This window comes from Roseburia sp. AF22-2LB, assembly GCF_003461125.1.
In the GTDB taxonomy this organism is placed as follows: domain Bacteria; phylum Bacillota; class Clostridia; order Lachnospirales; family Lachnospiraceae; genus Roseburia_C; species Roseburia_C amylophila.
Genome location: NZ_QTWM01000003.1, coordinates 21350 through 33753, shown reverse-complemented (window position 1 = coordinate 33753; position 12404 = coordinate 21350). Strand labels below are relative to the sequence as shown.

At 42.1% G+C, this 12404-nt stretch carries 9 protein-coding genes; all 9 read right to left on the bottom strand.

From position 1 onward, the window contains the following. Positions 1 to 91: 91 nt before the first annotated feature. The 9 genes from DWX96_RS05525 to DWX96_RS05485 all read right to left on the bottom strand — a co-directional run bounded on the left by DWX96_RS05525 (position 92) and on the right by DWX96_RS05485 (position 12320). Entirely contained in the window at positions 92 to 841 is a 750-nt protein-coding gene (locus DWX96_RS05525; RefSeq protein ID WP_118056971.1) for a DUF4367 domain-containing protein, read from the bottom strand. Beyond that, positions 838 to 1383: an RNA polymerase sigma factor gene (locus DWX96_RS05520; protein ID WP_118056970.1), complete on the bottom strand. Its 546-nt coding sequence runs from the start codon at positions 1381 to 1383 to the stop codon at positions 838 to 840. The genes DWX96_RS05525 and DWX96_RS05520 overlap by 4 nt, the downstream gene beginning before the upstream one ends. Before the next feature lie 35 nt (positions 1384 to 1418). Next, on the bottom strand, positions 1419 to 2597 hold the full coding sequence (locus DWX96_RS05515) for an MFS transporter (protein WP_118056969.1): 1179 nt from the start codon (positions 2595 to 2597) through the stop codon (positions 1419 to 1421). A gap of 5 nt (positions 2598 to 2602) precedes the next feature. After that, positions 2603 to 3070, bottom strand: coding sequence for a YbaK/EbsC family protein (locus tag DWX96_RS05510; RefSeq protein ID WP_118056968.1), 468 nt, complete (start codon positions 3068 to 3070; stop codon positions 2603 to 2605). Positions 3071 to 3093: 23 nt separating this feature from the next. After that, positions 3094 to 4284: a [FeFe] hydrogenase H-cluster maturation GTPase HydF gene (gene hydF / locus DWX96_RS05505; protein ID WP_118056967.1), complete on the bottom strand. Its 1191-nt coding sequence runs from the start codon at positions 4282 to 4284 to the stop codon at positions 3094 to 3096. Positions 4285 to 4297: 13 nt separating this feature from the next. After that, complete coding sequence (gene hydG, locus DWX96_RS05500; protein ID WP_117842320.1) at positions 4298 to 5716, bottom strand: [FeFe] hydrogenase H-cluster radical SAM maturase HydG; 1419 nt, start codon at positions 5714 to 5716, stop codon at positions 4298 to 4300. Positions 5717 to 5801: 85 nt separating this feature from the next. Continuing rightward, the gene (gene hydE / locus DWX96_RS05495; protein ID WP_118056966.1) at positions 5802 to 6857 is read right to left on the bottom strand and encodes a [FeFe] hydrogenase H-cluster radical SAM maturase HydE; all 1056 of its coding nucleotides are present in this window, start codon (positions 6855 to 6857) and stop codon (positions 5802 to 5804) included. Next, positions 6847 to 7116, bottom strand: coding sequence for a TM1266 family iron-only hydrogenase system putative regulator (locus DWX96_RS05490; protein ID WP_022242806.1), 270 nt, complete (start codon positions 7114 to 7116; stop codon positions 6847 to 6849). The genes hydE and DWX96_RS05490 overlap by 11 nt, the downstream gene beginning before the upstream one ends. Positions 7117 to 7412: 296 nt before the next feature. After that, a complete protein-coding gene (locus DWX96_RS05485) occupies positions 7413 to 12320 on the bottom strand; it encodes a GBS Bsp-like repeat-containing protein (protein ID WP_118082976.1) in 4908 nt (1635 codons plus the stop codon). Between the last annotated feature and the right edge of the window lie 84 nt (positions 12321 to 12404).

Here is a 12404-nt window from a genome sequence, read left to right as displayed (position 1 = left end):
CCTGTTCTACTTATGTAACAAATGACAAAGAGGTTTTATGACAGTTTTTTCCAATTTTTTTATTTTTTGTAATAATATTTCATTTCACTTACTATTTTATTGTTTCTGCCATCCTGATTAACTCTTCTTTCGTCAAACCTCCTGCAATCAGATAAAGATACTTTCCATCTTTCCAAACAAGATTTCCTCTTTCTTCATTCAATGCGTCATCTGGAATAAAGTATCCTTTGACATCCTCAATCATAACTTCCTGCTGCTCACTTCCACTAGAACTGATTCCTATATTATCCACTCTATCATTGCGCATTTGCTGATACCACAGAGATTTTCCCCTGTTCCCCATATAACATTGTACACATTCTCCTATATCTTCGTAATATGCCTCCCTTTCCAGTGTATACCCTTCTGGCACCCACTGCGGTTTCTTGCAGACAAATTCGAAATTTTCCTCCGAATCCGGTTCAGCTCCAATCTCCGCTGTGTTCTTTGCGTTGTCCTCTATTGCCACCATTTCCAGATTCTCCGGTTCACCCAGATTCAGTTGCACATGGTCAGTATAGCCAGTCAGAATATATTTTCCAAGCAGGCTCTGGAAAAAGCTTCTGCCCGCTACAGTTGTTCCGAGAAGCAATACCAGTACTGCCACAACCACAATGACGCGCCGTCTGCCATGCACCGGATAAAGTGCCGGTATCGTGCGTTTTCCCATGCCCGGTTGCAGCAGCACTTTTATTTTCTTTCGAAATATCCTTGAAAAGCGATGCTTTGGTGCAGCCATTGCGTGCTTATAATCTGCCTCACACGCCGATGTGATGGCATCCTTCAGTTCCTGTTCTGTCATAATGAATTCCCCTTCTCTAACTTTTCCTGCAGTTTCTTCCTTGCCCTGCTGGAAATGTGTCTTGCATTGTCAACTGTTGTGTCAAGAGCAGTTGCAATTTCTTCATAGCTCAATTCATTATAATATCGTAAATATAATACGTCCTTATATGGATATTTCATTCTGCCGATAAGTTCTGACATGCTGCTGCCATCCGGAAGTTCAAAGATTTCTCCGTCTCCCTGAGACTCCTGCAGCAGATTTTCAATCGTATCCTCGTCCATTTTGCTTTCGCGGTTCCGCCTACGATATACATTAATTGCTCTGCTCCTAACTATAGTAACAATATAGTTCCACGCTTTATGACAGTTTTCACGAGAAATTTTATCTAAATTATTTATAATTGCAATATAGCTTTCCTGCACAGCATCTTCCGCATCTGCAGAATTCTTTAAAATTCCATATGCCACATGGTACATTGCAGAGTCAAACTGCTCACTCAGCTTTCTGCAAAATTCCCTGTCCTCTTCATTTTCGATTAGTTCAAGTAACTGAAACATCATACTCTCCCATTTCCTCTGCTGTACTTTTCCGACGCTTATGCCGTTTTCTTTGTTAAAAGTTCATGCATGATTATCATTACAACCAGTATTGCAAATAAATAAAACGGCAGCAGTGCCACCGAAATTCCACGGGCAATCATCCCAAACAGCGGCGGCATAAGCATGGTTCCGATATAAGCAAATGCCATCTGCACACCTATAATTGCCTGGGATTTGTCTGCCCCAAAATGAGCCGGAGTAGAATGAATGACGCATGGATAAATCGGTGCACATCCCAATCCGATAAGAACCAATCCTGCCATTGCCAGTATATTGCTTCCCGGCAATATCATTGCCACGATTCCAGCTACGATGATTCCCTGCCCCAGTCGTATCATCTGTATATCATTTAACTTCATCGTAACAAAGCCGCTTATAGCCCGCCCTACAGTAATTCCAATAAAAAATAAGCTTGCAAATGCTGCCGCAGTCTCCGCCGGTATCCCTTTATGTAAGCTCAGATAACTGCTTGCCCATAATCCGGTAGTCTGTTCCAATGCACAGTAGCAGAAGAAACAGAGCATTACTTCCCTGGCTCCGCTAATCTTTAGTATTTCGCGAACCGATAAAACCTTCTTTCCGTTTTCTGCCTGGTCTGTCTGTAGTTCTTCCACCTCAGTCTCTTCTGTCCTTCCTTTCCACAACGGAAGACTAAATATTAAAACAGAAGTTAATATCACCTGTATAATACCAATATATCGATATCCCATATTCCAGCCATGTCCTGCAGATAATGCTATCCCCATAATATAAGGGCCTGTTGTGGCACCCACGCCCCACATACAATGCAGCCAGCTCATGTGGCGGCTCTTATAATGCAGTGCAACATAATTATTCAAAGAGGCATCCACGCTTCCTGCTCCAAGTCCGTAAGGAATTGCCCACAGGCACAATGCCCAGAAGGAGTGGGAAAAAGAAAATCCAAACAAAGCCACCGCCGTTGCAGCTACGCTGATTGCAGTTACTTTTCCGGTTCCAAGCCATTTCGTCAATCGGTCACTCTGCAGACTGGATATGATTGTGCCGCCGGCGATAATCATAGAAATAATTCCGGCATAGGAAATTGGCACATCAAATTGTATATACATGGTTGGCCACGCAGATCCCAGTAGGGAATCCGGCAGTCCCAGACTGATAAACGCAAGATAAATAATTGCCAACAGTAATTGCGTCATAGCTGTTACTCCTCCTTGCAGACATTAACCCATTCTGAATATCCGGAGCACTGCTCCAGTTCCGGAATTGTCAGCTCAATGGCACTGTTTACACTGCCACATGCCGGAAATACTGTTTCAAATTTTTTCAGGCTTTCATCGAGATATACTTTTATACCCTCTTTGATTCCAAAAGGGCAGACTCCGCCAACGGCGTGTCCGATATAGTCTTCCACTGCCGCTGCCGGAATCATTTTTGCTTTGGTTCCGAAGGTTGTCTTATATTTGTGGTTGTCGATTCTGGCATCTCCTGCAGCTACAATCAGAATCGGCTGTTCTCCCACCAGAAAAGAAAGCGTCTTTGCAATACGCTCTGGTTCACAATGAAGTGCCTCTGCTGCCAGTTCCACTGTCGCACTGGATTCTGCCAGCTCCATAATCCGCTCCTCCATTCCAAATTTCTTTAAATATGTTCTTGCGCGTTCGATTGACATAGTTACGCTTCCTTTCCTCATTTCTAATAGCTGATTTTATCAAGAATTCCAGACAGATACGCAATGACAACACCATAGTTGCTCATTGGAACTTTCTGTTCTTTTGCACGTTCAATTCTCGTCATGACATATTTTTTATTAAACATACAGGCTCCGCACTGAATTATTAAATCATAATTAGATAAGTCTTTTGGAAAATCTGTTCCGCTGACGATATCCACTGTCAGTCCTGCTCCGATACGTTTTCTCAGCATATTCGGAATTTTCTCCCTGCCGATATCCTCTTTCAGTGGTGCATGGGTGCAGCATTCTGCAATCAGTACCTTTGATTCTTCCGTAAGACTGCTAATGGCTGCTGCGCTCTCTTTGTAGTAAGCGAAATCTCCCTTGTACTCTGCAAACAATACGGAAAATGAGGTCAGAAGACTTTCCCGTGGCTTCTTATCATATACTGTACGGAATACCTGGGAGTCAGTAATAATAAGCTTCGGTGGTCGCGCCAGTGCTGCCAGTGTATCTTCCAGTTTATCCGTTGTGCAGCTCATGACCAGACATTTATGATCCAGCAAATCCCGGATTGTCTGTACCTGTGGCAGAATCAGTCTGCCTTTCGGTGCCTGTATATCCTGCGGCATAACAAGGAGAACCAAATCTCCTTCTTCTACCAATGCTCCGGTTATGGTTTCTTCGCCATAATCATCCGGCACAAGTCTTATTAATTCTTCTTTAAATTTTTCTATATCTTCTTTGTTTTTTGAGCTGATAACAAGAATTTCCTGTTTTGTCTCTTCCTTAAGCTGTGCAGCTATAGCATCTGAACCGGTCAGAGTATCCGCCTTGCTCAATACACACAAAATCGGCGTATGTTTCTCTTTAAAATAACGGAACCATTCTAACTCTGCGCTATATTCTTCTCCTGAAAACAGCAATACTGCAATATCCGTTTTCTCTGCAGCTTTTTCCGTCTTCTCCACACGCATTTTTCCTAACTCACCCACATCATCAACCCCGGCTGTATCAATAAATACGCAGGGGCCGATGCCATGTACCTCCATCGCTTTGTAGACGGGATCCGTTGTCGTTCCCGCCACATCCGATACAATTGCTACCTGTTGTCCGGTAAATGCATTAATCAGAGAAGATTTTCCGCTGTTTCTTTTGCCATAAAAACCGATATGTATCCGGTTTGCACTTGGTGTTTCATTCAATGACATCGCTAAAGACCTCCTAGAATCTGAAATCGCGCTGTCCTTCCTCAATTTCTTTCAGATGACGTTTTGCAATTTCTCTTGTTTTTTCATTTGGTACTTTCTCTATCTCCTTAGCAATCAACGCTTCTCCGATTTTTCTGGTATCTTCAGAAGCATAATCAATCAAATATTCCTTCAATGTCATCAGCGCATTCGGATGACAGCAATTTAAAATCTGCTGGTTCTTACAAAGACTCATAAAACGGTCTCCTGTTCTGCCTTCCCGGTAACATGCCGTACAGAAACTTGGAATGTAACCCATATCCATCAGCCAGTGCACTACCTCATCCAGTGTTCTGGTATCACTGACATCAAACTGTTCGGAACGTTCGTCTTCCGGCTCCGGATGGTCATATCCACCAACGGAAGTCTTGGAACCACCACTAATCTGGGATACGCCAAGGCGGATAACTTTCTCACGTACCGCCTGGCTCTCTCTGGTAGAAATAATCATTCCGGTATATGGAACTGCCACACGGATACATGCACAGATTTTTGCAAAAATATCATCACTGATTCCGTTATCGAATACATCCGGGTCAATGTCATCGGCACGTTTGATTCGTGGCACGCTGATGGTATGTGGTCCTACTCCATGCACTGCCTCCAAATGTTCTGCATGCATCAGAAGTCCTGCAAATTCGTATTTGTAAAGTTCCAGTCCAAAAAGTACACCTAAGCCAACATCATCGATGCCGCCTTCCATGGCACGGTCCATGGCTTCGGTATGATATGCATAATCATGCTTTGGTCCGGTTGGATGTAATTTTTCATAGCTTTCTTTATGATAAGTTTCCTGAAAAAGGATATAAGTTCCGATTCCGGCCTCTTTTAATTTCCGGTAATTTTCTACGGTTGTTGCAGCAATATTTACATTAACACGACGAATTGCGCCGTTTTTGTGCTTAATGCTGTAAATGGTCTTAATACACTCTAAGATATATTCGATTGGATTATTCACCGGGTCTTCGCCTGCTTCAATTGCCAGACGCTTGTGTCCCATATCCTGTAATGCCGTTACTTCCTGACGCACTTCATCCTGTGTCAGCTTCTTACGGGCAATATGCTTATTTTTTCCATGGTACGGGCAATACACACATCCATTGATACAGTAATTGGACAAATACAATGGTGCAAACATTACAATACGATTTCCATAGAAATCTTTCTTAATCTGTTCTGCAAGGTCATATACTTCCTGGATTTTCTCTTCGTTCTCGCAGGCCAGCAATACTGATGCTTCTCTGTGAGTAAGCCCTTTCCGTAATTTTGCCTTTGCAATGATTTCGTCAATAAGGGCAAGATTGTCCTTATTTGCCTCGGCATATGCCAGAGTCTCTTCAATCTCTTCGTGGCAGATAAATTCTTCTGCCTTTAATGATGCTTTGTTATACATAATGTTTCCTTTCTTCCGGGTCAGAAGCTCTTTCCCGTTGGTTATTATATGGTGATTTAAGAAATACCTCTTGTATTTCCTTTATTTATATAAATGGCGAATCTCCTCTTGAGACCACCAGTTTATATCCAATGGATTCCATACGGTTGCCAAGACATCCACGGCATTCCGCTGCCTCTTCCCCGGTACAGATTTTATTATCGTAAAGGGCATACTTCTTCCGCACCTTTACCGGTGACAGATTCGGCATTACCACATTTCCTCCTGCTAAAATGCCAAGCTCCCTGCCCCTTGAATGGATGGTTCCCAACGCTGTAGTTGCCGGAAGCAATACCTTCGGCAGCATCAGGCGGATAATTGCCAGTAAAAACAGCGTCATTTCAAGACTTCCCGGCTCCATCTCTCCAAACGGCGTATCCTTTTGCGGAATAAACGGGCCGATTCCTACCATATGCGGATTGAATGCTTTCATAAAGACAAGGTCTTCCACCAGATTGTCTATGGTCTGATATGGGGAGCCAACCATAATGCCACATCCTACCTGATAACCGATTTCTTTTAAAGCATACAGGCACTGTTTCCGATTTGCAAGAGACATTTCTGCCGGATGAAGCTTCCCATAATGGACTTCATTCGCGGTCTCATGACGCAATAAATAGCGGTCTGCTCCTGCCGTGTAAAGTCTTTCATAGCTTTCCCGGCTCCGCTCTCCTAAGGACAGTGTAATGGCGCAGTCCGGGTAAGCAGCTTTTATCTTATGAAGTAAATCTTCCAGTAAATCATCTGTGTAGTAGCCGTCTTCGCCACCCTGCAGGACAAAGGTACGAAACCCTAATGCATAACCACTTTCACAGCAGGATAGGATTTCTTCTTCACTCAGACGGTAACGTTCTGCATTCTGATTGCTTCTTCGGATGCCGCAATAGATGCAGTCATTCTTACAGTAATTGGATATTTCAATCAGTCCTCTGGTATAGACTTCATTTCCAAAGGTCTCTTTCTGTCTTTTTCTCGCCAGTTCAAAGCCGTACTCTGCAATTTCTTTATCGGTATGCAGTTCTAATAATTCTTTATATTCTGTCTCTGTAAGCTGAGTATCCTGATACAGCTTATCAAATAATTCTTTTCCTCTATTCTTCATGTCTGGTCACCACACTGGAATATGCTGTTTTTACACTGATTCCCGGTAATTTTCCGATCTTACCGGTCAGTGCACTGATGGTATCCTGCGGTGCATCGATTGCTATACTTACGATATTTATGCCTCTCTCCCGGTATGGAATTCCCATTCTTCCGATAATATAAGCTGCATATTCATGTAAAATTTCATTTAATGCTCCGACGGATTCGTCCTTTTCTATTACAATGCCGATTACAGCCACTCTGGTATCTGCTGCCATTTCTTCGTTCCTCTTGTTTTTCTGAATCAATACAATTTCAACGCTTATTTTACGTTTCTAGTATAAGAGATTTATTTTGGGATTACAATTGTTAAGCCCTGGTTTTATGCGTATTTATTGTATTTTTTTACATACCAGACCTGTTGCCGGCAGCTTTTTATGTATGACCGGCTGCAATCTACAAGAAATACGCTTTGCGAGTTTTTTACTTTACAGGAAAGCAATTTCCTGTAAAGCAAAAAGGGATTCTGCTCCTTCCTTTCATCCGAAACAGAATCCCTTTTCTTTCACACTTTTTAATTTCCTTTACGTCCTTCTTTATAACCACTTCCAATATAATGCATATAATAGGATTTTAAATCATTTCCAAAGGCGTTTTGAAGATCATTGTATCTATTCTTATATTTTTTCACATTAAAGGAGTCTTTTGCCTGTCTTCCTTCATTCATACCACACTCCACAAAATGTCTCAATGCGGCTGTATCATCACCATAAAACGCTGCCTTAAGGTCAGAATATTTGCTGATGTAATAATTGTAGTCATATACCAGACTGTAATCCACTCCATTGTATACGGTTACAGGATTCTTAAGCACGCCATTTCCTGTTGCTTTACGTCCTTCCCGATAGCCACTGCCGATATAATGCATATAATATGCTTTCAGATTTCTTCCAAATGCGCTTCTTAAGTCTGCATAATTAGCACGGTAAGCTGCTACATTAAAGGATGCTTTTCCCTGACGCCCCTCATTCATACCACATTCCACAAAGTGACGTAAGGTTGCATTTTCATCACCATTAAATGCCGCTTTAATATCCGGATATTTGTTGATGTAGTAATTGTAGTCATATACCAGCTTGTAATCCACGCCATTGTATACGGTTGTCGGATTCTGCAGTTCTGTACTTCCGGTTGCTACTCGTCCCTCTGCATATCCATTGATGCGATAATGATCATAATATGCTTTCAGATTATTTCCAAATGCACTTCTTAAATCCGCATACCGGGCACGATAAGATGCAACATTGAAGTTTGCAATTGCCTGACGGCCTTCTGCCTCACCATTATTTACAAAATGTGCAAAAATTGCTTCTGTATTGCCGCCAAATGCTTTTGCTACATCAGGGTTATTCTTTATGTAATAATTTAAGTCAAAGACCCTTTCATAGCCTGCACCAAATACGGTAGTCGTTGCATATGCACACCGCATTTTATATCCGCCACCACTTACATATACATGGATATTATATACACCCACATTATTCTTATGATTTGCAATATTGGCATGCACGATAAAGGTATCTGCATCTACTCTGGATGCGTTATACCATACAATATCGCTCTGATCAGCCTTTGTCCAGACCGGAACACTAACAGAAGTCACATAACTTGGGACTCCATCCACAACAATATCAAAGGTTCCTGCTGCTGCATTCCTGCTCTGAACGATTACGTCAGAAGTCAGCACTGGTTCTGTGATAGCAAAGGACTTTGTCACGCTGCCCTTATAGTCTCCAATTCCTGTAATGGTTACATAAGCTGTTCCTACAGAATAATTGTCACGATAGGAAAGCTTGTAGTCTACATTTTCTTTCAACATTGTTGTCCCATCTTTGACAACAACCGGCGGAGTCAGCAGTCTTCCATTATAAGTCTGTGATGCAACTGCCAGAACCGTACAATTTTCAATGCTCTTTTCTTTAATTACAAAGGTAACAACTTTTTCTCCGGAGTATACACCAATACCGGAAATGATTACCCTGGCAGTTCCCACATTTCTATTGTTACTGTAGCTTACCGTATAATCAACATCTTCTGTTAATACCTTGCTTCCCATCTTAACGACCGGAACCGGCTTATAAGTCTGTCCGGTATACTGCTCTGAAGCAGGGATTCCGGTAACTGTTGCCTTGGATAAGCTGTTGCTGATTTTGAATTTCTTAACAATTGTTCCGGTATAATACTGGGTCAGCGGACGCACAGTAATGGATGCATCGCCTGCCAGCTCATTATTTGCATACGTTGTTTCATAATCTTCATTCAGCGTTAAGGTATTGCCACCACATGCCACATGGATAGACGGACATATCGGGCTTCCGGTATAAAGCTGTTCCGGAACACTGTCAATAATTGCATCCTCAAGGCTTGCCACAATATTGAAGTAAACGCGCTTGGTCTCATCATAGTTGCCAAGTCCTTTAATTACTACCCATGACTCTCCTGCCCTTAAGTTGTTGCCATTGACAACCTGATAATCCTTCCCTTCTACCAAAAGCTTTCCGTTGTCATAAATCGTCAGTGCCGGGCGGATGTAATTGCCGGTATACTTCTGATCCGGGATTGCTTCTGCCACAGCATTTCCAATATCATGTTTGGTAATCTTATAGTATACCGTAATGCTGTCTTTGTAGTTACCGCTTTCGGTTGCAGTTACCGTTGCACTTGCGGTTCCGATTGCAGTGTTGTTCTCATAAGTTACTTCATACTGGGAAGAATCAATGGTTAATCCGGTAGAAGTATCTTTTAAAGTAAGTACCGGTTTAATCTCGCTTCCGGTATAATCTACGTTATCGGTTCCGGTAATCTCAATATCTGCAGAAGTAAGTGACTTTCTTGCAATCTGATATGGATATACAGCTGTTCCTACATATCCGGTCTGGTCATTTTCCGTACCAACGATTCCAACATATACTGTTCCAGCATGAATCAGGTCAATGGCACTTGCTTCCGTCGTACAATCTTTATCAATATAGTATTTTACGATGTAATCTTCGTTTTCTGTCAGATAGCTTCCGGTCTTATTGAACTTCACCTGAATGTTCTTCGGCTTGGTATCAAGACCGTTATATACAGTATCGGAAATTCCGGTTACCGTTAAAGTATCATTGGAAAGTAAGGTACCGATGGTAAACTTCTCAATTCGTGTTCCACTGTAGTTACCCTGTCCGGTTACTTTAATCCATGCGGTTCCCACCTGACTGTTATTGGTAGAATATTCATAAGTAAAGTCTGTTCCATTTACCAGTGCTACAATTCCATTTTCCGAATTATCTTTCAGGCTGATATTCGGTGTATAAGTAGTACCCTGAATATAAGGATAGTTCCGGTTTGCCGGGTCAAATCCTGTATCAGAAGCATCGGATAACGCCGCGCTGATATTTTCAGAAGAAAGATCCCTTGCCAGAATAGAGAACGGAATTGTCTTGCTTCCGGTATAGTTGGTGGTATCCTTCGGAGTAATCTGAACAAACGGTCCGGAAGTTCCATTTGCATCTTTTACAGCTTCATTATTAAAGTAAGCTGCTGTATAATCCACATTGCGAACCAGCGGTTCTGCACTGGTGGATGTCATGTAAACATTTAATTCCGGTTCATACTTGGTTTTTAATGGTACATACTGTGGATCTTCTATTTTAGAGTATACTAAATCCTCAACATTTTTCTTTAAAATGTTAAACTCTACCGTTGCAGTTCCGGTACAGCTTGCCACACCGTGGATTGCTGCATATGGTGCATTTGCCCCGCCGGCGTTCGCTGCATTGATATTATTGCGATACTCATCCACTACATAATCTGTGTCTAACGTAAGGGTCTGTTCTTTGTTATTTTCATCATTAAATGTTAATTTAATTTCAGGCTCCTGTGCCTCACCATTGTAGGTTACGTCAGCAATTGTCTTGCTTACCGTAGACAGATCACGTTTTGTAATCGTAAAGGTCTTAGTCAGTGTTCCCTTGTAATTGCCCTTACCGATTACGGTAATGGTCTCGGTTGCGCCTGCCGGTGCACTGGATGGATTATCTGCATCCGTCTGGTAATACACACTATAGTTTGCCGGATCAATTACTTCTGAACCGCCAATCTTCTTAATGACCAGAGAATCCGGCTTAATCAGCTTACCGGTATAAACATAGCTGTCCGCAATTCCGGTAATCTCATAATCTTCCATATGAATGGAATCAATGGTAAATGCTTTCGCCTTGGTGGTTCCCATCAGTTTACCGTTTGCTGTTGCCTGAATGACTACACATGGTCCGTTCTCGCCATTTGCTGCTGCAACTGCAGTATTCTTACGATAAGTTACCGTATAATCTTTTCCTTCTTCCAAGGTATCAAAGGTAGAACCGGTTAATGCATATTTCACAACCGGAACCGGTCTGATTTCCTGTCCGGTATAGGAGAATACATCTCCACCTAAGTCAATACTTAAATCATCACTGCCCAGGTCGTATTTAATCGCAAACTTCGCCGATTTCTCACCACTGAAATAAGTTCCGGTTCCCTCAATCGTTACGGTCGGGTCAGTCAGTGAAACAGATTTACCGTTTACAATGCTCTTAATGTTGTAGTCTGTTCCAAGTGCCAAAGTCTTGCCATCACATACCACAGTCATATTTTCAATTGGCTGTGTGGTTGTATTGTATTCGCTTCCAGTATATTTCTGTGCCGGAATCGTAATCTCAGCATCTTCAATTTTACCGGTAATTGCAAAATTCGCAACATAGCTGCCTACCCAGTGATTCTTCTCAATTCCGGTAATGAGTACACTGGCCTGCCCTGGAACAGTATTATTTCTATAAGACACGCTGTAATGTGTTCCCTCTATCAGACGTTCCTGGGTATCGCTGCCTTTTACATACACGGTAACGGTAGGTTTCATTCCGCCGGATGCTGCCTGTGCCTTATCATACTCAATGGTATCATAGCTTAACTTCACTTCAATCTGGTCAGCAGAATTATTCATATCTCCATCATAGTAGAAGTAACTATTCTTGGTTCCCTTAAAGTTACCGGTTCCTTCAATGGTAATATCCTGCTGTCCTACTTTAAATTTATCTACCTGGGTCGGAGTATAGGTATAATCTACGCCAGGCTGCAGTGTATATGAATATTCTCCAATTCCGGACTCATTCGGAAAACTCTGTGTTACTGTGAAATCCGGAATATTCTTTTTAAAAATGTAACTCATTCCCTGCAAAGATACGCCTACACCATCAATACTCTTCCGCTGAATAATAAACTGATTAGAGCCTGCAATCTTATCTGCAGTATAATCTGCACTTTCCAGCACACCGGTGTAATTTCCGATACCCTGGATTCTTACATAAGTTGTTCCTGCATTGGTCTTCTCGGCTGCTGTTGCAACATTCTGGAAATCTGCATCAGAATATACTTCAAACTGATAATCCTTATTCGTTGACAATAAGCTGGAAGAATCTCCATAGCTTACTTTTACGGAAGGAGTCAGTACTTTATTGGCATAAACCGGACTATTTACATCTACCCG